Here is a 25,074-nt window from a genome sequence, read left to right as displayed (position 1 = left end):
CGTTGTTCGGTTTTCTCGGGCTGGGTTGGCCTCCCCTAGCGGAGGCCAACCCAGCAGGGCTGCTGTGACCTGAAGGATCCTGCTGCCCCCTGCCATCGCCGCTCGTCAGACGGGCGGCGATCACAGGTAACGCAGGTCACGCGGTGCGCGGGGATCAGGTGTAGAGGTTCTCGCGCTGCTGGTAGGCGTCCTGCGCCTGCGCGAAGTGCTCCAGGATCGGCGCAGCCGCTGCGCAGTACTGTTCTCTCCTACCTGCCGATGCTGGGCTTGACGCGGCGTGCGCGGTGGTGGGTAGGAGGGCGAACCCTTGCGGATGCGAGGCCCGGGCCAGATTCCGAAGCCAAGCGGTCCTGGATCGCACGGCCGGTCCCGCACAGGTGTCCTGGGCGGCAGTCCGTGCAGGCGTAGAGGGCGTGGTTCAAAAGCGGGCCGCGCAGCCCTTGTACCTCGCGTTCGCGGTCGGTGCGCCGGACGGTGGGCTCCAGGCGCCGCCAGTCCGATGCCCGCCTGCGGGCATTGCTTTGGTCGCGGCCGCGCGCCCAGTTCTCATCCTCCCGCTGTTCGCGGATCTGCTGCCGGGCCACGTCCTCGCGGGTTCGTGCCGTCCAGGCCCTTCGCTCGGCCAACTCATAGCCCATGGGGCAGTACTGGCCCCGCTGGCAGTCGGCGCAGTCGACTCGGTGACGGGCGACCGCACGTAGTGCCTGCTCCAGCGCCGCCAACCCCGATCGGCCTGCCTCGCGTTGGGCCAGAACCATCGGCATCCGGCACCGCTTGCCGCCACGGCAGATCTTGCAGTTGCCCTGGTGCCGGACGATCGCCTGCCGAGCACGCTCGAGCGGCGACATCTGGGCGGTGTGGGACATGCGGTGGACCGGCTGCCCTGCGGGCGGGGCCGGCTTGCTGAACTGCCGTGCACTCCGCCGCGCACGAGTCGCGAGGTCGCCCTCGACCAGCGCGGCGCCCCACTTCTCCCGCCATTCCTCAAGGGTGAGGTCGCCGAAGTCGATGCGGCGTGCGCTCCCCGGACACCGCTTCCCGGGCTTCGGGTAGTGCGGGGTCAGGAGGCTGCGCTGCACCGAATGCCAGCACTCGCACTCCGGGCATTTGAGCAGGGGAAGCTCGCCTTCGCGGAGGTTGATGTGCTGCGGCCGGAAGTCGCTGAGCCGGTACGGGGGGAGCTTGCTGATACGCAAGGCGGGCTCCTAGACACGGGGGAGTGACATGGGCTGCGTTCCCTGCCGACCAGGAGCCGTCAGCGGAAATCCGCTGGTCGGATCGTGGAGGACAGGCAGCGCAACTGCTGTCTGGCTGCCCTGCTCTCACCCATCGGGGGACATCGTGTCGACCTTGTGGTCGGTCACCCCGGTGCCGCATGTAAGCGATGGCGAGCAGGCTGCGCTTTTCGGTTGGTCGTGCGAGGTGTCAGGACTCGATGTCCGACTCCCTGTCCGGCTCCGCTTGCAGCGGTTCTGGGTGGCCGATCTGCCTAGGACGCAGCGCCAGGTAGCCAGCCCGGCGAATCCGGAAGCAGGTTCTCCACAGCTTCGATATCGAAGATGCTTCCAGTGAAGGCTATGCTCGCTATCGAAGTCAAGGGTCTCGCTATCGAAATGTAGTCGGAGAGTCACAGATCGGACCGTCCAGCCGCCGCGATACTGGCGTTAGACATCGAAGCCCCTAGGATCGCTAGCGAGGTGAGGAGTCGAATGGCGGAAGAATCGGGTGCCGAGCCCAAGTACCTTCAGATCGCTGACGCGCTGAAGGCAGCGATCGAGATGGGGGAGTACGGCCCTGGGGACCGGCTGCCTGGGGAAAACGTCCTCGCGCCGCAGTACGGCGTTGCCCCCATGACTGCCCGCCGAGCACTCCGTGTGCTTACGAGTCAGGGCCTCGCCGAGTCCCGGAAGGGGGCCGGCTTCTTCGTCCAGGCCTTCCACCCAGTCCGACGACGAGGCATTCAGCGCCTGGCGCGCGATCAGTGGGGCAGCGGAAAGTCCATCTGGGCCGCAGATGAGAGCCGGCCGCTGACCGTGGATCAAGTCACTGTCGAGGAGGTCACTCCGCCAGCCCACATCATCCGCATGCTTGAGCTTGGAGAGGGGGAGACGGCCTGCGCTCGCTCGCGGCGCTTCGTACTCGAGGGACGTCCCGTCATGCTCGCGACGTCCTATCTGCCTTTCAGTCTCGTAGCAGGGTCGGCGATCACTCAGGCGGATACAGGACCAGGTGGGACGTACGCGCGTCTCGCCGACCTTGGACACGCGCCGGTCCACTTCCGCGAGGAGATCCGCGGCCGTCTGCCGACCAGTGTCGAAGCAGCTGCCTTGGGGATGTCCATGGAGCGGCCGGTGCTCAAGGTCTGCCGAACGGCGTTCGACGCTGACAAGCGTGTGGTCGAGATCAACGAAATGACTCTCGACTCGGCTAGCTACATTCTCGACTATGAGTTCGACGCCTGACGCCATGGGTGCTTCCGACCGATCGCTGAGTGGCTGGTTCCGACGTCAACCAGCTTCTGAGGTTCGGACGTTGAGCGAGATGCCCCTGCGTGGAAGCAGTGTGGACTCAGCGTGGCAATACGGTATCGTCTGCCTGGTCAAGGACCATTTAGGGGGTGTGTAGTGATCGCTGTGGATCGGTGGACAGGTGAAGAGGCGCTGCTGCTGCGGTCGGTGAAGCGTCAGTCGGTACGCGCGTTCGCAGAGGACCTCGGCATCAGCCCCCGGACGGTTTCCCACTGGCGTGAGAACAAAGATCGCGAATGCCGTCCTTCAATGGCACAGATCCTCGATGCGGCACTCACTCAGTGCACTCCAGAAGAGCAGGAGGCATTTCGCTTCCGGCTGGCGGCACTGCGGGGGGACTCTGTTAGTAGTGCCACAGGGACTGAGGACGCCCAGCCGGCGCCTTGCACCGTCGTCTCCCACAAGTTCCTACCCGTGTACCTGGGTGAGCGGCTCGGCTCGCTCTACGAAGCCGGGGCACCACGACCGTCGGGTCCTGGAGGCCTTGAGCAGCGAGTGCTACCCGGTGGGCATCGAACGGCACACTCATCCACGGTCCACGTCTACGCATGTGGGATCGCGTTGGTGCTGCTGGAAGAGCACCACCGTGTCGACTCCCTCACTGAGTTAGCGGTGTGGCGGTACCGCTCGTATCTGACTGATCGTGCCTGGGTTGGCCAGCGCATGACGCACCTGTTGGGGCAGTACAGCCCGGGTGGGACTGCGGTTGTTCCTTCGCCGGATCCGGAGTACGTCCTGTCGGTGTACGAATTGCGTGACCACTCGTGGACCAGGCCCGGGCTCGGCACCGCTCTGCAGCTATTGACGACACCGTCGGTTCTCGTCAACCGCCAAAACCCGCAGAACATCACGCCTCTCGGGACCGGTGTCGAGGACGTCAAATTCCGCGACGGCTGGGCGCACCCGGAAGCCGTGGCGTTCGACGGTGGTGCTTCGCGGGGAGTGGCTGGCTGGTCTGGGGTGGCTTACCACCCGCAGCCGGACGAACGTGCCCTGACAACGAGCCAGATTGTGTCCTTGGAGTTGGATGTTCAGGCGCTGTGGGCTCTGTCCTCGCACGTCCTGCACATGATCGAGGAAGGCAAGGACCCGGTGATGCCGGCCGAGTACGGGTGGCGCTTCCTGCGCGGCGCCTACGTCCGGCTTACCACCGCCCGGCCGACGGAGACGGCCCAGCACCGCGTAATGCGAGAGGCGATCCTCGCCACGAGCGAACTTCCTGATCGGCTGCGTGCTGCCCAGGATGCCCTTCGGGACAGCATTCAATGACGGTCATGGGAAGGCGGACTGTGTGGAACCTCGTTCGACGGCGCTGCTGGTCATCGACGTACAGCAGGGCTTTGTCAACCGGCACAGTGGTGGCGTTCTCCCCACTATCGTGCGGCTCGTTGAGGGGTGGCGGGCGGCTGGCGGTCCCGTGGTGTTGACGCGGTTCTACAACGCAGTTGGCTCGCCGTACGAGACGATCACTGGCTGGACGAGGCTGCGCACACCTGAGGAGCAGGCTCTCGTTACTGAGCTCGCGCCTTTCGTCGATGCTGCGGCCGCTGTCATCAACAAGGCGCAGGCCTCCGTCTTCACACCCGAGGGTGCCGAGATCCTTCGGAGGTCGGGATGGACCGATCTCGTGCTGTGCGGCATCGACACGGACGCATGCGTGTACGACTCCGCAGTGGCCGCCTATCAGGGCGGCTATCGGCCGTGGATCGTGACCGACGCCTGCGCGTCCAGCGGCGGAGCTCAGTACCACGACGCCGCACTGCTGCTCGCCGCGCGGAACATCGGCGCATCCCAGCTCATCACCAGCGAGGCCGTCCTATCCCGAATCAGCGGAACCGAGGGAGCGCAGACGTGAGCGCATCGTCGTACGACGCAGACGTGCTTGTGGTCGGCGCCGGCCCGGCCGGGGTGGCAGCCTCGCTCATGGCGGCCAGCGTGAACCTGCGGGCCATCGTGGTGGAGTCCGGCCCGGTGGGCGGCAAGCTGCACAGGATCGGCGCCATGGACAACGTTCCGGGCTGCTGGTCGACCGGCCCTCAGTTGGCCGAGGCCCTGACCGCAGACCTTGAGCGTCTGCAGGATGCCGGCCGATGCACCCTTGTGCGGGGCCACGGGCTGAAGGTCAGTGGGCACGACGACCGAGCCGAACTCGTCCTCGCCGACGGACGCGTGTTCACTGCGGGGTCCATCGTGGTCGCCACCGGTGTGACTGAGTTGTCTCCCTCCGAACTGGAGTGGGTGAGCGCACCCACCGACTTCTCCCCTTCTCCGCTCTGGCGCGCCACTCCCCAGGAGCTCACGGGCCGAACGTACGTCCTCGGAGCTGATCGTCCGCTCGGGACCTGGCTGCGAGCGCACCCGGACGCGACGACGACGTTGCACGTGCTTTGCCCACCATCCGACGAATACAAGGCGGCCGAAGTCGAGGACGACGGTCGTGTACGACTGGTCCCTGTGTCGCACGCCGCCATTTCCAGGCCCGCGTCCGGCGACGGCTGGACGGTCGAGGTGAAGGGCCAGGACGGGACCAAGAACGTCTACGCAGCTACGTCGATACTCAACAACCTCGGGAGCAAGCCAGCTGGTCTAACTGGATTGATCTCTGATGGTGACGGCTACCACCCGTCCAATCAGCAGCACCGGCGCATCCGAATCGCGGGGGACCTTCGATCTGCCCGCTTCCAACGCATTGCAACCGCCCAGGGGTCAGGGGCCGAGGCGGTGCTCGCTTACTACTACGACACCGCGCTTCGACCGATGAATGGAGCCACCAGGTGATCCGCCGTGTCTCGGTGTGCTTCCGGCCGTTGGCCGTTGCCGTCGACCGGCCGGAGAGCGTCCAGGGCGGCCTGGAGCGTGGCCGAGTCGCGGCTCCAGCGTTTGGGAGCGATCAGCTTCAGCCTCGGCGCCTCGGACGGCGCCATGACCTGGCTCTTGCAGTCGATGACGGGGACGAGGCCGAGGTTGTGGGTGAACAGCAGGACGGGCTTTTGCGCGACCATCGAGCGAAGCTCGAGGCGGGCAACGGGTCCGAGGACGTGGACACGACTACCGAGGCGCTTTGGCCTTCCGATGACGACGAGTCCGTCGAGCTGGTCTACGAGCGCTTCCCAGGCGTAGGGCTGCCCCTCGAAGGCGGACCCGTAGTGGAGGAGCTCGACGCCGTCGGGCAGGTCCTCGGTGATGCGCTTGAGCCAGCGCTGCCAGTTGGCGTCGGTCGTGGTCTTGGGGGCGGCGCTGACGTATACGCGGACCGGGTCCCCGGTGCGGCGCTCTGCGGCGATGCGGTGCATGGCCGCGGTGTAGCGGCGCTGCTGCTCAGGACGGGCGAAGGTCTCCACGTCCAGGGGATCGTCGTGCGTTGGCATCTGCGTCGCGTGCATACCCCTCATCATGCCCGGACGGTGCCCCGGGTGGGGAACAGGGCAGGTGACCGAGAGGTCTGGCGCTCCGTCAAGGGGCGTTCATCCATTAACGACACGAGCGGTACCGGGGTGTCGCCGCGGGATCTAGGAGGGGTACCGTGTCCCCTAAATAAGATCCATATGGACATGGTTAAGCCCCGCGAGGTGGTGCTCCGGGGCACGGCCGCAGACCTATCTAGGGAAGGTCTCGACATGATGCAGGGTACCCGTACCCTCCGACAGGCACACACCAAGGCACCCGCCGTGGCAGCGACAGCTCGTACGTCGCTCCGGTCGGGTGCCTTCTTTGCCTTCCCGCGCCGATCCGGCTGCGGGCGTACCTCTGCCCCGGAAGGGGGCGAGATGGAGTAGGTGCGATGGGCGGCGCCCGCTGAGCGGGTCTTTCAACCGCCGGGACGCCCGGCCACCCAGGTGATTAGCAGTCACCTCGGCTATGGCGTCCCATCTTCCACCGGGCGGGCTTAGCAGGCCCTCCCGAAGGAGTCGACCAGGCAGTTAGCAGCTGTCCGGTCGGGTCGAACTCGGTTCTCCCCAGAACCAGCGCCAAAGGCGCCTTTTTCATGCCTCCAGAACCATCCAGGAAGGCACGACCTATGTTGCAGCATGCTGCTGCCCTTTGTCAGCCCATCCATGCCCGGTTGGCGCATTTTGCGCCGTCTTACCGGTCACACTTTCCCTATCACTCGGCCACTCCGCCATGTGAGCGGGCCAGGACGGCGTCCCGAGCGTGGTTCTCCGGGATGTCGACGTGAGCGCCGTTTCGGCAGTGGCCACGACGCTTCCGGAGTTCACCGACGACGCCGTGATCGACGCTCCGGTACTTCCCCGGCAGCGAGATGTTCTGCGCTCGGTGCCGGGCGAGGGGCGCTCCGGCCGCGAGGACCTGGGTGACGCGCTGCGGCTGGGTCGGGGAATGCGGCTGCGGCTACTGGCCGCGATTCGGGCGCTGCTGGAAGATCCGTCGATCGCCGGGCTGAAGGATGCCCCGAAGCTGGCGGCGGTGGTGCTGTACGCGAAGTCCCGGGCGCCGCAGGGCCGCGAGGGCGACAACCAGTCGTCGATCTGGGGTGCGGAGCTGGGCCGGTGGCTGGGGATGAAGGAGTCCACGGTCCATCACAAGGTGCTGCCCGCGCTACGCGGCTCGGACGCGCTGCACACGAGGGTCGTGACGGACGCGAAGGGGCACCCGACCGGGCTGGACTGCCTGGTCATGCCGCTGTGGAGGGCGCGCAAGAGCGGGGGAACGGCCGATCCGCTGGCGTTGTCGAAGGCTGAGCTGGCGACGCTGCTCCGGTTGATCGAGGCGTTGTTCGGGCCGGGCTGGACACCGAAGGACAAGGACCCGATTCCGGCCGGGCTGCTGGCCGGCCGTACGGGCAAGGGGGCTGCGACCGACCGGCTTGGGCTGCTCTTGATGGTGCTGAACACGAGGGCGTCGGGCTGGCTGCAGCTGTGTGGCGGCTCGGTGCGGAAGAAGGAGGGGCGTGGGGCGGCGACGCTGGCCCGGCTGCTGGGCTGCTCGCCGTCGGGGGCGCGGAAGGTGCTGGCCAGGTTGACGAAGGCGGGTGTGGTCGCCCGGGGGCGGAAGGCGACGGTGACGCGGATGAATGGTCGTGGCCGGGTCATGCTGCTGCCCGTCGCCCGCGCGTACGGCCGTGTTCTGGACCCTGTGGAGCCGGTTTCGAGCTCCCGGTCGGTGTTTTCGCAGCGTCCCGATGGTGCGGTCGGAGATCATGTTCCCGGCTATGGTGCCGACACCCTTGGTACGTCTGGAGTTTGTGGTGCTGAGGCGGCCATGGAGGCGGAAGATCGGGAGCGTCCCGATGGTGCAGAGTTCCACGCAGACCACGCTTCTGTGGTTACTCCCGTCTCTTCTCCGCCACTCTCTGGGGGTTTTTCCGGCGAAGGCCGTGGGGGTGAGGGCCGTCGGCCGGAGCGCGTGTACGTGCGCGAGGACCAGGCCGTCGGCGGCGAAGACGCCGCTGCCGAGCCAGCGTTGCCGGTGGCAGAGGTCGGCCCGCTCCGCGGGGAAAAGCCTGGCAAGTCCGCGGTCAGTGAGCAGGGTGGACAGCGTGCTGCCGGGTTCCAGGCCGGTGGACGGCCTAAGGCCGTGGTGGGTGGAAAAACGCGGCAGCAGGGGAGGGCGGACCTTCCCGAGGATCTTGGTCTGCGGGTGGCTCTGGGGCCGGTCGCGTGGCTGTGGGCGGGGCTGAACCGCTGGCAGCAGGACCAGGTCGTGGCGGCCGTGAACGCGGAGCTGGAGCGGCTGAAGAACCTGCTGATGCAGCCGGAGGGCGCGCCGCGGCTGCTGGCCGATCGGCTCACCGACCGGCTGGAGGAGACCGGGGGCGAGGCCCGGATCAACAGCCCGTTCGGCTGGATCACCCGGCGGGGCCTGGTGCAGCGGCCGGCCTGCTCGGACCTGCGCTGCGACGACGGGATCCGGCTGGACACCGGCAGCGACTGCGCCAACTGCGGCAACGTGATCCACATCCGCCGTGCCCGCCGGGTGCGGATCGCGGCTGACGTCGACCGGGAGTTGCCCGGCATCGGTGGGGCGGAGCGCCGCCAGGTCCTCGAGGACCGGATGCGTGAGCACGCCGCGATCGAGGCGGAGGACTTCGTGTGGCGCCGTGAGCAGGCGCTGGCGGAGCAGGCACGGCGGGAGGCGGCCCGTGCGGCTGCTCGGGAGCGGGGGGAACGCGAGCGCCAGGAGGTGGCGGCCGCCGAAGTGGTCCGCCAGGCGTTGCCGTGCGAGGACTGCGGGCAGCAGCGGTCGGCCGGGCTGTGCGAGACGTGCGGTTACCGGCGCCGGACCGAGGCGGCGCTTGCGGAGGCCGGGCTGGTCGCGGCCACCTGGGCGGCCGACCTGACCGACCCGGGCGACGTCGCTGCGGTCACCGCCCATGTCCGCGCAACGCTGGAAGCCGACATCGAGACCGCCCTGAAGCAGTTCCTGGAGCTGATGGAGCCGGGCGAACTGGAGGCGGACCCGGTCGCGGCGGCGTCCGTGCTCGCCTTCAACGCCCTCCAGGTCGTACAGCAGGCCCTGCCGGAGTACCGCAGCAGCGCCCTCGGGCGGCTTGGCCGGACCGAGGAAGCCGACGCGGAGGCCCGCCGGGCGTACAAGACCGAACAGAACCGCAGGTGGTTCCGCGCGAACCCGACCCGCGCGGACGCCGTCGCCGCCGCGACAAAGGCCGCCGACGCCGCCCGAGAGCGCACTGCCGAGTACCTGCTGGCGGTGCGGCTGGAGCAGCTGCGCGAGCTGACGGCGCAGCGCACTGACACGGCCGCGGCCGCTCCGTGGTCGGCCCGGCTGACCGATCTCGCGGCCCGGCCCCTCGATCACGAGACGGCCGAGGCGGTGATCGCGTGAGCAGCGAGCTGAGCGGGGTAGACCTCGCACGCCAGGCCCTGGCCGCGGCCCGGGAGGCGGCGAAGAAGAACGGCGGCCGCCGCCAGGAGAAGCCGAAGAGCTCCCGGACACAGGTGGTGCGGCACGACGGCCGCGAGCCGCTCGGGCTCCGTGCCGCGATCAACATGCTGATGACCGAGCGCGGCATGGTCGCCCCGGCCGCCGGCGGCAGCGTCCTCGCCCAGTTCAACGACGTCCTCGCTGCGGCCGCGCCTGAACTCGCCGGTCACGTCCAGGCCGTGGGGTTCGACGCGGACACCGGCCGCCTGGACGTCGTCCCCGAGGCCCCCGCGTACGGCACGAAGCTGCGCTGGAGCGCCCCGAAGCTGATCGAGACGGCCAACGCTACGGTGCCAGGCGCGAACGTGCGCATCCTGAACGTCCTTTCGCCCGCACCCGGAAAGGCCAGCCTTGCCACGCCGGTCGCCGACCCGGACCCGCGCCCGACTGCGCCCGCCGGACCGGTGCACACCCGTGAGACCGCCTCGGACGGTTACCACCAGGCGCTCGCTGCACACCAAGCAGCCCGGCCAGAGCGACACGTAGACCCAGCCATCGCCGAGGCGATCGAGGCACAGACCCGTGCCCTGCGCGAGCTCAGCCGACGCGCGTTCCCCGATCCGGACCCGGACTCGATCGAGAACACCCGGGCCAAGCGCCACCGCAAGGCCAAGGCCACGCACGCCCAGGCTCCGCGCCGAGCCCGCGCCGAGCGCGCCCAACGCGTCAGCACCGCAGCTGGGGAACAGACCCTGTCTGACCGGCGTACAGCATGAACGTGCAACTTGGCCAAATACCGCTGTACTAAAGGGTTTTGGTTCGTTGTAGAAGGGGGCATTGAAGTGCTGTACTAGATACACAGCACTCACCGGGAAAAGAAGGGCAACACTTTGTCGCACTACTTCCGACCGTTCGCGAACGGCACCCGAACCGATCACCCGGTCCCAGGCCTGCCGTTCGTCGACGACTCCCATCTCCCGCTGGACGAGGGCCCCGAGGCCATCGAGGCGGTCGGCCGCCACGAGGCCCAGGGCACCTGGGGGCGCTTCGACCCCGAGCGCTCCAACGGCGGGTGGCGGGCCTTCACCACGGACCCCATCAACCACAACCTCGCCTGGGCCGTCCGCTACCACCCCGAGCACGGCCGGACCGTGATCCTGATGAGCGACGGACACACCTCATCCCTGCACAACGACTGGGCGGGTGACCCGCTGCTGTACCGGGCGGGCGGCTACTGGTGGGACGGCACCACCTGGTACCGGCCCGGCCAGATCTGGGACCCAGTCAGCCAGGACTACGAACGCCGCAAGGCACAGGCCGCGGTCACGGTCACCGCGTCCGACATGCTCGACGGCCGCGCCGACCCCTCCCGCGCGCACGTTCTGAAGGTCGCCACCTTCGACCGCGAGGCGCCGACGCCGGAGAACTGGCTCGACCACCTGGCCATGTGGGCACAGCTGCACGCGCAGCAGGAGAACGCCCTGCCGCTGGACCGGTGCGTGGTCAACGTGGCCAGCCCGGAGCTCTCCGGCGACCAGCTGCTGGGGGTCCCCGAAATGGCCGCGAGGGGGGAGATCAGTGCCTCCACGCTGCGGGCCTACATCTCGCGCCGTGAGAGCGACGTGCCGCTGCCGCAGGCGACCGTCGGGGGCCGCGCGCAGTGGTCGCGGCCGGTGGCCGAGGACTGGGTGGAAGCACGCCGGCGCTCCGCCGACGGGGTGCGGGCGGCCATGTCCGCCGGTGACCGCGACGAGCTGTCGCCGGGGGCCGCCGAGGTCCGGGACCGGTTCGCCAACGACTTCCTCAGCACCCTGTGGGAGCGCCCGGACGTGCGGAAACGGTGGATCCTGCGGCAGCGCAACGAGGCGTCGGTCAAGGAGGTCGCCGACAAACTGGCGTGGAGCGTCGCGGTCAGCCTGGACCGCATCCTGCCCACCGACATCCTCGGCGCGACGATCCGGCACGCCGTCCTCGACGACTTCGCCGAGATGCTCAGGCTCCGCGATGCGAAGAGCAGGAAGAAGGCCGCCGAGAAGCCGTACTGGTGGGACCTCAATCTGACGATCCCGGTGGCGAAGATGCTGGACTGGTTCGTCCGGCACCATCCCGACGCGGCCCACTGGACGATCGGCGAGATCATGCGCGAGGCGCACAACCGCTGGGACACCCCCGCCGACGCCACCGTCAAGGCCCTGCGCAGCGCGCTGAACATGGACGGTGAGCTCAGCGAGGAGGTCCTCAAGGACTACTTCGACCGGCTCGGGCCCGGAAAGAGCACCTCCTGACAACTGCCCGTACGACGGTCGGGACCGTCGACCCGCACAGCACATCCATCAACCGCACCTGAGAAGGAGGACCCCGTGTTCGACCGGTTCGCCATCGACGACGGCCGGCACCTGCCGGAGATCGTCATCGACGAGGACGCGTCCACCCGTGCCGGCGACGCCAGGTTCAGGGCCGCCTGCTCCTGCAACCGGATGCCGAGGCATCCGGCAGGCTCCCGCGACCAGGCCCTCGCCGCCCACATCGCCCACGTCAACACCCGCATCGGTCCCTCCAAGGGCCCGGACTGGCTGCCCCTCGAAGCCCGCCTCATCCTGCTCGTCCTGGGCTGCGCGGTCCTGTGGGCCGGAGCGTTCATCGGCGCTCTCACCCTGGCCGACGCCGTGCACCTGACCGGCTCTGCTGCCGCCGGCGCCCGGGTCGGCGGAGTCCTGACCGGATTCGCCGCCGCCGGGTGCCTCATGGTCGCCGTCCGGCACTACATCGCACCCACCCGGGCCTGACCCGCACGGCGACGACACACGGCGCCCGAAGCCATTAGAGGTGGCTTCGGGCGCCGCTCGCGACTGTAGCGGCATCCCCGGCGTGGCGGCGTGCAGGTCCGTGCCGGAGATCTTCGCGCCGTCTACGACCCGGGTCCTCCGGGTGCAGCACCCCCCGCAGGCGTTCTACTGGCGGTAGAGTGGCCTTATGGGTGAGCAAGACACCAGCATCAAGACCACGAAGGACGTCCGCGACCGCCTGCGGATCCTGGCCAGCGAGCGCGGCACCACCATGAACGATCTCCTGACGGAGCTCGTGACGCGGGAGCTGACCGAGGAGGAGAAGGAACTGCGCGCGCAGCAGGCTCTGGAAGAGGTTCGGCAGGCGACGGGCGTGACCGTCTCTGAAGACGCACGTACCCGGGCGCGATCCTTCCTGCAGGGCCTCGGACGGGAGCACCACGCCGCGTGATCCGCGTCCTGCTCGACCACACCTGCATCATGGCGCTCGCCGACGGCGACGAATTCCTCAACGGCCTGTACGTCGAAGCCAGCTACGGCTACGCCGAGATGGTGATCCCTGCCCTGTCCGCAGCGGTCGCCGAGCGTGAACGACCAGGCGCCGGACAGCACATTCTGGGGCGCCGCTTCACCACGGCCGCGGACTTCACCAGTGCCCACGCCCTGGTGGCCGGCGCGTGGCGGCAGGCGGACTGGCGGGTGCTGCATCCGGCATCCTCGGTGATCGTGGCCCGGCAGGCCGGGGAGGACGCCACCCTGCTGTCCCTGGACCCCGACCTGTACGCAGGCACCGGGGTGAGCCCGCTCAACCCGATGAGCCCCTGACACCACCACTGCTTCGCCTGCCGTGGGCTGGGCGTCGGCACCTCGCGCGTGTCGCCGACTCATCTGGCTGCTGGCCGCGGTTGTCGTGTCGCTATCTGCCGACGTCAGGCCGTCGGAGGACACCTTCGCCTGCACCCACGGCTGCAACGAGTAAACAGAGACGGTGACGCTGCCCGCCGCGCTGGCTGGACAGCGAAGGAGCCACCCGCGCCCGGTGGCGGGACATGGTCACCGCACGACGCGACCTTCTTCCCTGTAACCCTGCGAAGGGAAGACGTGATGTCCGAGGATGAACGCGGCGGCTTCGGTCCAGGGACCGATGCTTGTGGTGCTTCTTAGGGGAGGGATCGCGCGTGGGGCGGTTATTCGAGATGCCACTGGATGACAGCGGCACAGAAAGAGCCGTGTTCGAGATTGATGACGACCTCATGGGCACAGACCTTGAACTGGCAGCCGGTGATGGCGCGATTGCTCGTGCACGGGTGTCCGTGCACGATGCCCTGAAACAGGTGAAACCGACGCTGTCGCGGGTAGCTGAGGCAGTCCGGGAGCTGAAGCCGGACGAGGCGGAAATCGCGTTCGGCCTGAAGATGGGCGGCGAGACCGGCGTGATCATTTCCAAAGGGACCGCTGAAGTGAACTTCACCGTCCGGTTGGTCTGGAACCGCCCCTAACTCACATGGGCATGCAGCGTGAGGGCTTCCTCGTCAAGGTGCGCCTGGGGACCAGCGATGCTCCCGTCGGCGTCGGGTTCGTTGTGGGCAGCAAGGAAATCGTGACGTGCGCACATGTGGTCAACGCGGCTTTGGGACGAGAAAAGGGCACCTGTGAGCGTCCCCCGGCTGAAACGCGTATTCAGGTCGAGTTCCCGCTGCTGGGTGACGCCGAAGGCGCACCGCTGCGCAACTGCCGCATTGCCGCTTGGGATCCCCCTCCCGGCGCTGGCCGTCCAGGCCGTGACACAGCCGGACTGGTCCTGGTCGGCGGAGATGCATTGCCGCCGAGCGCCGGAGCAGCACGGCTGGTCGATGCGCGAGCGGGCGCAGCCAACGATGCTCAGGTGGCGGTGTTCGGTTATCCGGGCAAGCCGTCCCGCAGAGTCAACGGCGCCTGGAGTACATGTGTGCTGCGTGGAGCCGTCGGCGGCGGCCTGATCCAGCTGGACTCTGGCAGTGAGTCGGCTCTGCGAACGCAGCCCGGGTACAGCGGAGCGCCAGTGATCACTACCGACCGGTGGGGAGACGCAGTCATAGGCATGCTCGCCGTGGCGAGCCGGGACGGCGCGGCGGAGGACGCCTACGCGGTGCCGCTGTCAGAAGTGGCTGCGGCCTGGCCCGAGGTGCTCGGCCACAGCGTCCTTCCGCCGTGCCCGTACCGCGGTCTTCAGACGTTCACGGCTGCGGACGCGCAGGCCGGGGTCTTTGTGGGCCGGGAACGCGAGGTCGAGCGGCTGCGGAACATGGTCAGGGCGCAGCCCCTCGTCGTGGTCACGGGCCCGTCAGGGGTGGGCAAGTCGTCGCTCGTGGCGGCCGGCTTACAGCCAGCGCTGGCGGCGGACGGATGGGCCGTTGCATCGTTCCGCCCAGGCGCAGCACCGTACGAAGCCGTAGCCCGGGCCTTGTTAGATCTTGAGAGACCGGCCGGGGACTACTCCCTTGAACAGCTGGACACCCGGGCCCGTTCACTGCGAGAGGAGGGCTTCTGGCCGGTCGCCAGCCGAATAGCATTGCTCACTGGCCGACGGCTGGCGTTGATCGGCGACCAGTTCGAAGAGGTAATCAGCAGTGACCGCAACGCCGAGAAGCCACTGGAGTTCCTTCAGCACATGCTGCCACCCCCGGACACCCTGCGGAACGCAGATGTCCGCCTAGTGTGTACCCTGCGAGCGGACTTCCTTCCCAATCTGCTCGAACTACCCGACGTAGGACTGCGCCTCCAGGACCGGCAGCTGAATGTCTCGCCACTGGATGAAGCAGCATTGACCCGGGTGATTGTCGAGCCAGCGGAACTCTCGGGCGTCACCTTCACCCCAGGACTGGCGAAAACGATCGCCCGCGAAGCGGGTAAAGCAGCGGGGAGCCTCCCGCTCCTGGAATTCGCCCTGACAGAACTCTGGCCGACACAGCAGCAGCGGCGCATCAGCTTCGACAGCTATCACGGTCTGGGCGGAGTCTCTGGAGCCCTGAACCGGCACGCGGAAAAGGCGTACTACATCCTCGCGCAGCAGGTGGACGAGCGCCGGATCCGCCGTGTCCTGCTTTCGATGGTGCGAGCCCGCGGGGGTGCGGGCAGTGCCGTCAGAGTCGCCGCCCAGCGATCTCACCTCGCCACTGACTGGTACATTGCCCAACTCCTCGCACAACCTGAACAGAGACTGGTCACTCTCGGCTCCAACGGACCGGACACCGCGGAAATCGCACATGAGGCGTTGATTCGAGAGTGGGACCGCCTGGCGGCCTGGGTCGATGAAGACGCCGAATTTCAGCAATGGCTCGCTGTCATGGAGGAGCGTGCCTCCGATGGAGACTTACTATCCGCCACTCGGGTGGCCGAGGCACAAGGGTGGCTGGAGGAGCGCAGCGCCGACATTCCCCAGCAAGTGGCCAGTCTGATTGAGAACAGCAGGTCAGCAGTCCTGGAGCAACAGCGGACCAAACTGTTGCTGAGCGAATCACAAGAGCTGGCCAAGCAGCTGCAGGTCTCGAACGCCGAGCTGGAGGAGAAGGCAGAACTCTTGGCTACCTTGAACCGCGATATCGAGGTGAAGAATAGCGAGATCGAGCAAGCCCGACAGGCCCTGGAGGAGCGTGCCGAACAACTCGCTGTCTCCATGCGCTACACGTCCGAGTTCGTGGCGAACATTTCGCATGAGCTGCGCACACCACTGAATTCGCTGCTGATTCTCGCGAAGCTCCTCTCCGCTAACGCGGAGGGCAACCTTTCGGAACGGCAGATACAGTTCGCCGAGACCATCCACGGCGCGGGCTCGGATCTGCTGCAGCTGATCAACGACATCCTGGACCTGTCCATGGTCGAGGCAGGCAAGATGGACGTGCTTCCCACCCCCATCGCCCTGGTTCAGCTGGTGGACTATGTTGAGGCGACTTTCCGGCCGCTAACAGACGAGAAGGGCCTGGACTTCTCGGTCAAGGTCTCCCCAGATCTGCCCGCGATGCTGCACACCGACGAGCAGCGGCTACTGCAAGTGCTGCGCAATCTGCTGTCCAACGCAGTCAAGTTCACAGACAGCGGGTCGGTGAAGCTACTCATCCGCCCGGCCAGATCAGATATGCCGTCCGCGATCCGCGAGCACCTGCTGGAGATGGGTTCACTGAGCGACGCGGACGCCGAACTGATCGCGTTCTGCGTGAAAGACACCGGAATCGGTATCGCAGCCAGCCAGATGAAGGTGATCTTCCAGGCGTTCCGGCAGGGCGACACCACGATCAGCAGAAAGTACGGCGGTACGGGACTGGGGCTGTCCATCGCCCGCGACATCGCGCACCTGCTTGGCGGCGAAATCCACCCGGACAGCGAACCAGACCACGGCTCCACCTTCACCCTCTACCTCCCCCTGGCACCCGACTGGGCTCCGCCAGACCCGGGTGAGCCAGCCGATGCAAGTCCTCAATTCCTCATACCGAGCTCCGCAGCCGCCACCCAAACGCTCACCACGCGCGAGAACGGCGGACCCCCTACCGTCCAAGACGCACAGTTACCGCCCACACTGCTCGCTTGCCAATTCAAAGGTGAGAGGGTGCTCCTCATCGATGACGACATCCGCACTGTGTTCGCCCTGGCGAGCGTGCTGGAGCAGCATGGGCTTGACGTGATGTATGCGGAGAACGGGCGTGAGGGCATCGAAGTATTGGAGCGGCGTGACGATGTGACGGCCATTCTGGTCGACATCGCCATGCCGGAGATGGACGGCTACGCAACCACGGCAGCGATCCGACGGATGCCGCAGTTCGCCGGGCTTCCGATCATCGCACTCTCCGCGAAGGCCATGGAGGGAGACCGGGAGAAGGCCATCGAATCCGGTGCTTCCGACTACATAACGAAGCCAATCGACACTGATCAGTTACTGCGCGTTATGGAACGGTGGATCCGTCGTACATGACGAGACAGGCCATCTGCAGAACTCCCGTATATCCGGCGTCGGCGCCTGCGGTACGAGTTGCTCGGCTCCTTACTGGTCGCCGGTGCCTCAGCGTCAGAAGCTGCGTGCCTCTTCCGCGCGTCGCCACGTCATGAGACGCGGTGGTGACTCTACTTTCCGTCTGGCCGTGAACGACCTCGACGACAAGGCGCTGCGTGGCTGGCTGCGGGAACAGAAGGCCGCCCCTACCTGCACATGACAGATCCCGTCGCCGCCCAGCAGGTGCTGGCCGGCGCGCTGGACGAGAACCAGTTCGGCGAGGCCGCGCAGTTCCTGTCCGCCGAGTACGGCGACGGTGTCAACCTGGTCCTCACACAGGTCAACAACCTCTGGGCACTCTGCCGCGCGGCAGGCCGCCGAGAAGGTCCAGCAGGAGCAGGTGATCCGCCTCCTGGTCCACGATGCTCCCCCCGCTGTATCCGTACAGCACGTCGCGGACTGCTTCCTGCGCCGCCTTCTTCGACGGGTACTCCCGGGATCCGATCCAGAACTTGGGCATGGGCAACGGGTCCTCTCCTCTTCTGTGTGTGGCAGTGCTGCCCGCCCGTGGTCTGGTCTATTCGGTCTCGACGAGCTGTCCCGAGGGGTTGACCCGGCACTGGAAGAGGTGGAAGGGGCCGCCGCGTTCGGACAGGGCGGTGGGGTGGCCGGTGAGCTGTAGCACCCGCTGTCGGTAGCGCCAGCCCGTTCCGTACTGTGCCCGCCGTACGCCGGCGGGGTTGGTCTCCCATTCGGCCAGGTGCTGGACCAGGGCCTCGAGCGTCTCGCCGTCCTGGGGTGTCATGACCGGCGAGGCGGGGGCCTCCTGCAGTACGGCGACGATGGTGTGCGCGGTCTGGGCGCTGAGCCAGGTCGCCGGGTTTGCGTCGGCCGTGCTGGACCGCAGCCGGACCAGGGTGTTCTCCAGCGGGTCGGCCGTCCACGGCTTGCTGTTGGCGAGCGCCGGCTCCTCGGTCAGCCAGTCCAGCAGGACGCCGCACTCGTGGCCGTTGAGGCCCACCCCTTCCATGCCCGCGAACAGGGCGTGGAAGGTGCGCAGCAGGACGTCGCGACGGCGCGGCTGCTGACGACGCTGGACCAGGCAGTGCCAGCACAGCCAGCCGATCGGCACGTAGGGGAGTTCCTCCGGGAACGGCGGGCGGCCGATCAGCTCTCCGGCGCTGTACTCGTCGCTGCACAGTGAGCACGTCCCCGGCGAGCTGGCCGCCTTGACTGACCGGGGCCGGGGCAGTCGGCCGATGCCTCCGGGCCGGTCGACCCGGGTGACGCGGCGCAGGCGTGCGCGGTACGCGCGCCGGCCTTCCCGCTCGCACAGGCGGAGCTCCCGGAGGATCTCCCGCAGGTCGTGGTCGTCGGCGTCCGAGAGCCGGGGGAGGTTCAGCAGCTTGAGGACCCGGCGGTACAGGGTCTGGGGGTCCTCGCCGACGGTCGCGGACAGCGCGGCCACCGCCTGGATCGCCTGCTCGCGCAGCTCGGTCCCGGCCAGGGTGTCCGACTCGTGGTCACGGTGAAGGACGTCCTCGACGCCGAACAGGGTCATGGGCTGGGTCCGTCTCTCTCCGCGGGATGGTTCCGCCCACACCCTGCACCTTTTGCTGGTACGCCGTTCGGCGCCACCACCCAATCGATGGAGCGGGGTTCACCCGTTCGGCGCAACGGCGGCCGTACGTGCCGGTGCGCGGGTCAGTCTCCACCGCCGCTCGGCTTACACAGATGAGGCAACCCTAGTAATCCCTTTGCCATCGAGAGGGGAGATTACTAGGGTTGCCTCATGAGTGAAGAGATGGGACGGCATCCCCTGGAGAGGGCTGACCGTGCTGAACTGCATTCCAGCCTCGACGACTTGGCGTGGGGATTTGCCCGGCGTGCGGCCGGTCTCGGGCCGGACGACCCACCGATCAGCCTCTACGACCATGGCCTCAGCGATGACCAGATCAAGGCCGCCCGGTTGGGCCGGGTCGCCATCTACAAGCACCTCGAAATGCTGGTCGGCTCCAGCATCCGCCTGGACGTCGGGCACGCCCTGGAGCACGGGGCCAACTGGGACGAGGTCGCCGAGGCCCTTGAGGTCAGCCGTCAGGCCGTCACCAAACGGTTCGGTGACCTGCGGCGTGGCGAGAACGTCGCCGTGGTGATCTCGCGCCGCGACCGTGTACGCGAGTACCCCGATGACGCACGTGTCCGTGTCGGAGAAGTCGGCGGTCCCGAGCAGTACGACAGTGACCGCGGCGTCTGGCCCATCGGCAAGAAGGTTCGCGCCGAGGCGAAGTACGCCATCGTCGCCGTAGACGGCATCGTGCGGCGCGTCTACGAGCTCGACCCGGCCGGCTGGCGCGAGGCCGAGCCGAACAAGTGGGAGTTCACGGCCGTCGGCGGCCGTGCACTCGACGCCGAGGCGGTCACCACTGCGTACACGGCGGGGGAGCTTCCGCTCCGGCCCGGCGACGACTGCCCCACCCGCGTCGGCGGCGCCTACCGTCCCCACTGGTTCTGACCGAGGCGGAGAGCACCCGATGACCAGCCGCAGCTACTCGTCCGAGGCGTACCACCTGGGTCCCCGGGACGGCCGCCGGCTCCAGGAGAAGAAGAAGGGATTGCGGTGAAGGACGCGGATGTCCGCCCGGTCGTGCTGCCCGATCCCGAGCACGAGGAGATCCTGGCGTCGCAGATCTTGCCTGCCTGCACCAAGGATGCTGTTCCGCAGGATCAGCCCGTGGTGGTGCTCGTTGCCGGGCTGCCGGGCAGCGGAAAGTCCACCGTCTGCGAGGTGCTGAAGGCGGTCCTCGACCGGCGGGGCGGCGCGGTGTTGATCGGCCGCGATCTGTACAAGAGTGCTCACCCCGCGTACCAGCGCCTGTTGCGCAGCGATGAACGCACCGCGGGCGTGCGGGTGCGGCCGGACGTGCTGCGGTGGCAGGCGGAGGTGGAAGAGCACGTGCGCGAGCGGCGCTTCGATGCGGTGGTGGAAAGCCCCGTTGCCGACCCGGAGCAGGCCCGCGCTTACCGGGATGCCGGATATCGCGTCGAGTTGGTGGTGCTGGTCGAGGCGGAGGCCGTGACGCAGCTGAGCGTGCTCGACCGCTACCTGGCCACCGGCCGGTACGTGTCCTGGGACAACTTCGACCGCTGCGTGCATGCCCTGCCCCGGTCACTGCAGATCATTGAGGCTGACCGGCTCGCCGACCGGGTGACGGTGGCGCGACGTGGTCTTCAGGTGCTGTACGACAGTGATCGGGCCGCAGGCGGGCCGGGGCACTCCCCGGCTAACTCGATCCAGGCGCTGGAGGCGGAGTGGGCGCGGTGGTGGACGGCGGGCGAGACCTGGCGGTTTCGCCGCTGCGTGGTCGAGGTAGAGCAGCGGACGCACCACCCGTCGGTGAGTACTCCTGAGCGGCGCCTAACGGTAGCTGGCGGTGTGGAGCGGGCCGCAGCGCTGGCCGAGCCGGTGCGCCGCATCGCCCAGCCGCTCACCGTGCCGCCCGGAGTCGACTTCCACCGCCTATCCGCCGACGAGCACCGCTTCGTCTTCGACGAACTGGTCGTGCCGATGTACCTGAGCAGCATCACTCCGCACGATCAGCCGATCGCGCTGTATGTGATGGGGGCGCAGGGGGCCGGCAAGAGCTACACGGCGCGAATGCTGCGCCGCATGCTGCGCGCCCGGCGCCCCACGCGCATCGAGGGCGGGATGTTCAAGGCGGTCCACCCCGACTACCGGCGGCTGCTGGAGGAGGAGCCGCGCACGGCCTCGGCCCGGATCCGTCGCGACTACCGGGCCTGGCAGGAGATGGCCGAGTCGTATGTACGCGAGCGCCGCGGCGACCTGGTGATCGAGATCGCCCCGGACAGCGCCGGTCACTTCCTCGACGGGGCGCGGCGCAACCATGAGGCGGGCTACCGCGTGGAGTTGATCGTGCTGGGCGTGCGGGCCGCGGACAGCCGACTGGGCACCGCGACGCGGTGCGCCGAGCTGGCCCGCAGCGGTGGCACTCCTCGCTTCACCCAGGCCGCCGCCCACGCCCGGACCGACTCCATGCTGCCCGATGTGGTTCGCGCAGCCGAGGACGAGCCGCGCATTGTCCACTCCGTCTCCGTGATCCGCAGGGACCTGACTGCGGTGTACCGCAACGAGCGCACCCCGGGCGGTGCCTGGGCGCAGCCGCCCCAGGGTGGGCACGTGGTGGAGGTAGAGCAGCGGCGGCGGTACACCCCGGCTGAAGCGGCGCAGTTCCTGGCCACGCTGCAGCAGGTGCAGAGTGCGCTGCCCCAGTACCGGTCGGATCTGGTCGGGATTGCCGCGCTGGCCTGGCCTCTTATGCCCGTCCACTTGCAGCCGCGTGCCCTCGCCTCCACGATCTCTACGGCGGCGCTGCCCGTTCTCCACCAAGGGCCTGGTTACTGGCCCTCGAGTTCCTTCACGCGGGCCGCGTAGCGGGATGCGATCTCTGCGACTTCCTCCTCGTCGGCGTCCTGCAGGGCCTGCTGGTCGGCGGCACATGCCGCCAACTCTTCCTTCAAGGTCTTGAGGCGGCTGGCATCGGGCGCGCCGGCACGCCGCTCCTTGATGATCTGCTCGGCGTACCAGGCGCTGACCTCCTGCACCAGCTGCTCGACGGCCTCGGGGGTCACGTGGTCAGGCAAGGGATGTCCTTCGGGTATCGGGGGTGATGGCCCGTCATTGTCCCTGGCCGAGAAGATGCGCCCCGGCGCCCGTGGTGCGGAAAACCGCCGCAGGGCACTACCGGGGATCGCATAGGTTGCTACGCTGATGATCTTTCCTGGGGGGGTGTCGTGGCGCGGGATCTGCGGATGCTGTTCGGTGCGAATGACCGGTCGGTGGCGGCCGAGGAGGCGTTCACGAACCGCCAGGCCCAGTGGCAGGCCGTCGTCGCAGCGCTCTCCGACCATCTGCAGCGCGTCGCCAACCCGTCGTTCGACGTGGAGGACTTGGCCAGCCCGCGCCACAACGTTCTGGTCGCCCACGGGGTCGGCGGGATCGGGAAGTCGACGTTCTCCCGCAAGACCGAGGCGTCGCTCACACATCCGGGCGGGCGCCCCGAACAGTGGGCCGCTCCTGGGTGGCCGATCGAGCGGCTGTTGCCGGTGCGCATCGACCTGGCCCGCGCCAGTGGCGTCGACTTCGAGCGGGTGGTTCTGTCGATCCGCCTGGCGGTCGCCGCCCTGGGGCGGCCGATGCCCGCCTTCGATCTGGCTCTGCGCCGGCACTGGGAACGCAACCACCCGGGCGAGCCGTTGGAGGAGTACCTGCGGCGCGGCGGGATGCTCAGCCGGTTCAGCAACGCGGTCAATCTGCCGGGCCAGCTGCAGTCCTCGCTGGCCGATGTCGCCCAGGCCCTGGCCATGCCCGGCACCATCGGGGGCGCCGTTGGCCAGCTCACCACCACCCTGGTCGGCGCGCTGCGCGAGCGGCGACAGACCGTACGCGCGCTGGCCGGCTGCAGCCGTCTGGCCGACATACTCGAAGCCGAACCGGACCTGGAGACGCTGAGCTTCGCCGCTCATCTGCTCGCCTGGGACCTGGCCCAAATCCCCGCTGCTCAGCGGGTTACCCCGGTGGTCTTATTCGACAGCTTCGAGGAAGTCGGGGACCGCACCCACCGCGACTTCGAACGGCTGCTTCAGCGCATCGTGTGGTTGATGCCCAACGCGTTCTTCGTGATCACCGGGCGGGACCGGCTGCAGTGGGCCGAGGACGGCCTGCACGGACAGCTCGACTGGACCGGCCCCACCTCGTGGCCCGGCCTGGCCGGACACGTACCGGGCGCCCGCACACACGGCGGCCCTGCAGTACGGCAGATCCTGGTCGGCGACTTCTCACCCGAGGACTGCGACGACCACCTCGCCCGCCGCCTGGCCCACAACGGGCAGCCGCTGATCGGGCCGGACCTGCGCCAGGCCATCACCGAACGCTCCCACGGCCTGCCCCTCTACCTCGACCTGGCCGTCATGCGGTTTCTGGAAATACGGCGCAGCGGCCGCGTGCCACAGCCGGATGACTTCGGCGACTTCCCCGCCCTGATCTCCCGCACCCTCAGCGACCTGACCAGCGACGAACGCCACGTGCTGCGCTCGGTGTCCTTGCTGGACGCCTTCTCGGTGCCGCTGGCCACCCAGGTGGCCGGGCTCACGCGCGATGCGGCGGCCCTGCGGCTGACCGAACGTCCCTTCATCCGCGAGGACCTGACGGGGCTGTGGCCCTTCCACCTCCATCAGGTAGTCCGCTCCGCGATCCGCAACGCCGACGACCAGACTGACGACCGGTGGTCCGAGCAGGACTGGCACCGGGCCGCCCTGCGCGCGCAGGCCGCCCTCGGCGAGGAGTGGGCCCACGGGCCGCGCAGGGACCGCGCGGTACTCATCGGTGTCCTGCGGCAAGGGCTGCGGCTGGCCCGCGACTTCAACCTCGCCGAGCTCGGCTGGCTCGCCGAGGCCGCCTTCACCTACGTCGGAGACTCCGTGTGGGAGCCGCTCGCGCCGCCCGCCCACGGACACGACAGCGCCGAGCTATCGACGCCGGCCGACGCGCTGGTCGAAACACTCAGCGCCCTGGCCCGCCGTCAACGCGAGCACCGCGCCCGCACCGTGGAGCGGCTCACCGCCGTCATCGACTCCGGCCTGCTGCCCGCCGAACTGCAGGAGATGCCGGTCTACTACCGGGCCAAAGCACTCCGCGACATCGGACGCGCCCACGACTCACGCCGCGGATACCAGCAGGTGGCCGAAGGCGAGGGCCGCCTGGCCCAGGCCGCCCGCCGCGGACTGGCGCAGGCCGCCCGGCTGGCCGGCGACTTCCCGACCACGCTCGCCGCCGCACAGACCCTCGGGTGGGAGGGCCGCCACCAGCGCGTCCTCGGTGACCTGTACTGGATCCAGGGAGAACCCCAGCGCGCGGCAGAGGCGTACCTGGCCGGGCGCCTCGAAGCCGAACAACACGCCAAAGCCGGCGAAGCCGCACACAACCAGGCCCTGCGCGCCCTCACCCTCGCGTTCGTCGACCCACGTCAGGCCGACGACGAACTCGACCTCGCCGAGCAGCTCCTTGCTGGCCTCGACCTGCGCGCCACGACGATCAACGCCGCCATCGCCTCCCTCATCCGCGACGCCGGCAGCCCCGCCCTCAACGACCGCGTCCGCACCCTGCGCACCGAACTCGACGTCGCGGGCCTCACCTCCATGACACCCACCCTCGACGTCGCCGTCGCCTTCCACCAGGCCGTCCTCGACGACCACGACGCACTGACCGCCACCATCGCCCGGCTTAGCGAGCAGACGAGCGACGGCACCTACGCCTACTACACCGACATCGCACACTTCATGGCCGACCTGCCACTACCCGCCGACCACACCCCGCCGCGCTGGCTGGACGGCGAACACACCACCCGCACCCGGTGGCGGGACCTGGTCACCGCACGCCGCGACCTGCTGCGCACCGCCCGATAGCCACCGCGGCCCGCAGTCGGACCGACGACGTGCTTGGGCAGTTGAGGTGTGGGCTATGCGCCGCGGGGAACGAACAGGCCGCGTCACAGGTCCTGGCGTTGGAGAGCGTGGACTGGTGGAATCGCGCCCGCTGACTGTCCGGGCCAGCAAGCAGCGGGGAGCGCGTACCTGATCCCGGCTCAGCCTGTCGGCGGGCGCGCAGTGTCTCCGGGACCAGGAAGGCGTGACTGCACTCGGCGGTGCGGTGGCTCACACGCCGGACTGGCTGCGGGTGGCTCCGCCTCGGCCGCGCAAAGTAACGCCGGCTTCGGTGAGGAGGCGGTGGACGAAGCCGTACGAACGACCGGTGCCCTCAGCCAGGGTCCGGATAGAAGCACCGCTCTCGTACGCCTTCTTCAAGTCGGCGGCGAGTTTGTCGCGCGCCGCGCCCGTGATCTTCGTTCCCCTGCCCACCATGCCTCGTCTCCTCCAC

The 25,074-nt window shown here is 68.4% G+C and carries 20 protein-coding genes and 2 pseudogenes; 16 read left to right on the top strand and 6 right to left on the bottom strand.

Going from position 1 to position 25,074, the window contains the following annotated elements:
• Positions 1 to 248: 248 nt before the first annotated feature.
• The gene (locus QQM72_RS27900) at positions 249 to 1,196 is read right to left on the bottom strand and encodes a hypothetical protein (RefSeq protein ID WP_314223597.1); all 948 of its coding nucleotides are present in this window, start codon (positions 1,194 to 1,196) and stop codon (positions 249 to 251) included.
• A gap of 513 nt (positions 1,197 to 1,709) precedes the next feature.
• Between QQM72_RS27900 and QQM72_RS27895 the strand changes: the two genes are divergently transcribed.
• The 4 genes from QQM72_RS27895 to QQM72_RS27880 all read left to right on the top strand — a co-directional run bounded on the left by QQM72_RS27895 (position 1,710) and on the right by QQM72_RS27880 (position 5,306).
• A complete protein-coding gene (locus QQM72_RS27895; RefSeq protein ID WP_314223596.1) occupies positions 1,710 to 2,462 on the top strand; it encodes a GntR family transcriptional regulator in 753 nt (250 codons plus the stop codon).
• Between the two features lie 630 nt (positions 2,463 to 3,092).
• Positions 3,093 to 3,797 carry a hypothetical protein gene (locus QQM72_RS27890; RefSeq protein ID WP_314223595.1) on the top strand — a complete coding sequence of 235 codons (705 nt, stop codon included), beginning with the start codon at positions 3,093 to 3,095 and terminating at the stop codon, positions 3,795 to 3,797.
• Entirely contained in the window at positions 3,772 to 4,383 is a 612-nt protein-coding gene (locus QQM72_RS27885) for an isochorismatase family cysteine hydrolase (protein ID WP_314223594.1), read from the top strand. The genes QQM72_RS27890 and QQM72_RS27885 overlap by 26 nt, the downstream gene beginning before the upstream one ends.
• Entirely contained in the window at positions 4,380 to 5,306 is a 927-nt protein-coding gene (locus QQM72_RS27880; RefSeq protein ID WP_314223593.1) for an NAD(P)/FAD-dependent oxidoreductase, read from the top strand. The genes QQM72_RS27885 and QQM72_RS27880 overlap by 4 nt, the downstream gene beginning before the upstream one ends.
• Here QQM72_RS27880 and QQM72_RS27875 read toward each other — a convergent pair.
• Positions 5,264 to 5,911: a hypothetical protein gene (locus QQM72_RS27875; RefSeq protein WP_314223592.1), complete on the bottom strand. Its 648-nt coding sequence runs from the start codon at positions 5,909 to 5,911 to the stop codon at positions 5,264 to 5,266. The genes QQM72_RS27880 and QQM72_RS27875 overlap by 43 nt on opposite strands.
• 790 nt (positions 5,912 to 6,701) lie before the next feature.
• Between QQM72_RS27875 and QQM72_RS27870 the strand changes: the two genes are divergently transcribed.
• The 9 genes and pseudogenes from QQM72_RS27870 to QQM72_RS27830 all read left to right on the top strand — a co-directional run.
• A complete protein-coding gene (locus QQM72_RS27870; protein ID WP_314223591.1) occupies positions 6,702 to 9,332 on the top strand; it encodes a hypothetical protein in 2,631 nt (876 codons plus the stop codon).
• Positions 9,329 to 10,147, top strand: a complete 819-nt coding sequence (locus tag QQM72_RS27865; RefSeq protein ID WP_314223590.1) for a DciA family protein — start codon at positions 9,329 to 9,331, stop codon at positions 10,145 to 10,147. The genes QQM72_RS27870 and QQM72_RS27865 overlap by 4 nt, the downstream gene beginning before the upstream one ends.
• A gap of 114 nt (positions 10,148 to 10,261) precedes the next feature.
• The gene (locus QQM72_RS27860; RefSeq protein WP_314223589.1) at positions 10,262 to 11,656 is read left to right on the top strand and encodes a hypothetical protein; all 1,395 of its coding nucleotides are present in this window, start codon (positions 10,262 to 10,264) and stop codon (positions 11,654 to 11,656) included.
• 75 nt (positions 11,657 to 11,731) lie between these two features.
• Positions 11,732 to 12,157: a hypothetical protein gene (locus tag QQM72_RS27855; RefSeq protein WP_314223588.1), complete on the top strand. Its 426-nt coding sequence runs from the start codon at positions 11,732 to 11,734 to the stop codon at positions 12,155 to 12,157.
• 187 nt (positions 12,158 to 12,344) lie between these two features.
• A complete protein-coding gene (locus QQM72_RS27850) occupies positions 12,345 to 12,608 on the top strand; it encodes a hypothetical protein (protein ID WP_314223587.1) in 264 nt (87 codons plus the stop codon).
• Positions 12,605 to 12,982, top strand: coding sequence for a PIN domain-containing protein (locus QQM72_RS27845; RefSeq protein ID WP_314223586.1), 378 nt, complete (start codon positions 12,605 to 12,607; stop codon positions 12,980 to 12,982). The genes QQM72_RS27850 and QQM72_RS27845 overlap by 4 nt, the downstream gene beginning before the upstream one ends.
• A 404-nt stretch (positions 12,983 to 13,386) precedes the next feature.
• Positions 13,387 to 13,656, top strand: coding sequence for a CU044_2847 family protein (locus QQM72_RS27840; protein WP_314223585.1), 270 nt, complete (start codon positions 13,387 to 13,389; stop codon positions 13,654 to 13,656).
• A 5-nt stretch (positions 13,657 to 13,661) separates the two neighbouring features.
• A pseudogene (locus QQM72_RS40960) lies at positions 13,662 to 15,440 on the top strand (nSTAND1 domain-containing NTPase); the annotation flags it as partial.
• A 192-nt stretch (positions 15,441 to 15,632) separates the two neighbouring features.
• Positions 15,633 to 17,102 (top strand): annotated as a pseudogene (locus QQM72_RS27830) (response regulator); the annotation flags it as partial.
• A 358-nt stretch (positions 17,103 to 17,460) separates the two neighbouring features.
• Here the strand turns inward: QQM72_RS27830 and QQM72_RS27825 are convergent.
• Positions 17,461 to 17,640: a hypothetical protein gene (locus tag QQM72_RS27825; protein ID WP_314223584.1), complete on the bottom strand. Its 180-nt coding sequence runs from the start codon at positions 17,638 to 17,640 to the stop codon at positions 17,461 to 17,463.
• A 57-nt stretch (positions 17,641 to 17,697) separates the two neighbouring features.
• Positions 17,698 to 18,681, bottom strand: coding sequence for a hypothetical protein (locus QQM72_RS27820; RefSeq protein WP_314223583.1), 984 nt, complete (start codon positions 18,679 to 18,681; stop codon positions 17,698 to 17,700).
• A gap of 231 nt (positions 18,682 to 18,912) precedes the next feature.
• Here QQM72_RS27820 and QQM72_RS27815 point away from each other — a divergent pair, with 231 nt between their 5' ends.
• Together QQM72_RS27815 and QQM72_RS27810 are read left to right on the top strand one after the other, a co-directional pair.
• The gene (locus QQM72_RS27815) at positions 18,913 to 19,635 is read left to right on the top strand and encodes a hypothetical protein (protein ID WP_314223582.1); all 723 of its coding nucleotides are present in this window, start codon (positions 18,913 to 18,915) and stop codon (positions 19,633 to 19,635) included.
• Between the two features lie 105 nt (positions 19,636 to 19,740).
• Positions 19,741 to 21,573 (top strand): zeta toxin family protein, encoded by a 1,833-nt coding sequence (locus tag QQM72_RS27810; RefSeq protein ID WP_314223581.1) that lies wholly within the window; start codon positions 19,741 to 19,743, stop codon positions 21,571 to 21,573.
• Here QQM72_RS27810 and QQM72_RS27805 read toward each other — a convergent pair.
• The gene (locus tag QQM72_RS27805; protein ID WP_314223580.1) at positions 21,537 to 21,770 is read right to left on the bottom strand and encodes a hypothetical protein; all 234 of its coding nucleotides are present in this window, start codon (positions 21,768 to 21,770) and stop codon (positions 21,537 to 21,539) included. The genes QQM72_RS27810 and QQM72_RS27805 overlap by 37 nt on opposite strands.
• Before the next feature lie 180 nt (positions 21,771 to 21,950).
• Here QQM72_RS27805 and QQM72_RS27800 point away from each other — a divergent pair, with 180 nt between their 5' ends.
• Positions 21,951 to 24,602, top strand: coding sequence for an ATP/GTP-binding protein (locus tag QQM72_RS27800; protein WP_314223579.1), 2,652 nt, complete (start codon positions 21,951 to 21,953; stop codon positions 24,600 to 24,602).
• A gap of 249 nt (positions 24,603 to 24,851) precedes the next feature.
• On the opposite strand, the gene QQM72_RS27795 is transcribed toward QQM72_RS27800, so the two are convergent.
• Positions 24,852 to 25,058 carry a helix-turn-helix domain-containing protein gene (locus tag QQM72_RS27795; protein WP_314223578.1) on the bottom strand — a complete coding sequence of 69 codons (207 nt, stop codon included), beginning with the start codon at positions 25,056 to 25,058 and terminating at the stop codon, positions 24,852 to 24,854.
• Positions 25,059 to 25,074: the final 16 nt, after the last annotated feature.

The sequence above is a fragment of the Streptomyces zaehneri genome (genome assembly GCF_032248645.1).
GTDB lineage: Bacteria > Actinomycetota > Actinomycetes > Streptomycetales > Streptomycetaceae > Streptomyces > Streptomyces coriariae.
The sequence above is the reverse complement of the archived record's forward strand: the minus strand, read 5'-3'. Positions and strand labels throughout refer to the sequence as shown.

Excerpts from the sequence above, each read along its gene's own strand:
- QQM72_RS27895 (WP_314223596.1), top strand. The coding sequence starts at position 1,710 with ATGGCGGAAGAATCGGGTGCCGAGCCCAAGTACCTTCAGATCGCTGAC.
- QQM72_RS27885 (WP_314223594.1), top strand. The coding sequence starts at position 3,772 with ATGCCCTTCGGGACAGCATTCAATGACGGTCATGGGAAGGCGGACTGT.
- QQM72_RS27875 (WP_314223592.1), bottom strand. The coding sequence starts at position 5,911 with ATGCACGCGACGCAGATGCCAACGCACGACGATCCCCTGGACGTGGAG.
- QQM72_RS27850 (WP_314223587.1), top strand. The coding sequence starts at position 12,345 with ATGGGTGAGCAAGACACCAGCATCAAGACCACGAAGGACGTCCGCGAC.
- QQM72_RS27825 (WP_314223584.1), bottom strand. The coding sequence starts at position 17,640 with ATGCCCAAGTTCTGGATCGGATCCCGGGAGTACCCGTCGAAGAAGGCG.
- QQM72_RS27820 (WP_314223583.1), bottom strand. The coding sequence starts at position 18,681 with ATGACCCTGTTCGGCGTCGAGGACGTCCTTCACCGTGACCACGAGTCG.
- QQM72_RS27815 (WP_314223582.1), top strand. The coding sequence starts at position 18,913 with ATGAGTGAAGAGATGGGACGGCATCCCCTGGAGAGGGCTGACCGTGCT.
- QQM72_RS27800 (WP_314223579.1), top strand. The coding sequence starts at position 21,951 with ATGCTGTTCGGTGCGAATGACCGGTCGGTGGCGGCCGAGGAGGCGTTC.
- QQM72_RS27795 (WP_314223578.1), bottom strand. The coding sequence starts at position 25,058 with ATGGTGGGCAGGGGAACGAAGATCACGGGCGCGGCGCGCGACAAACTC.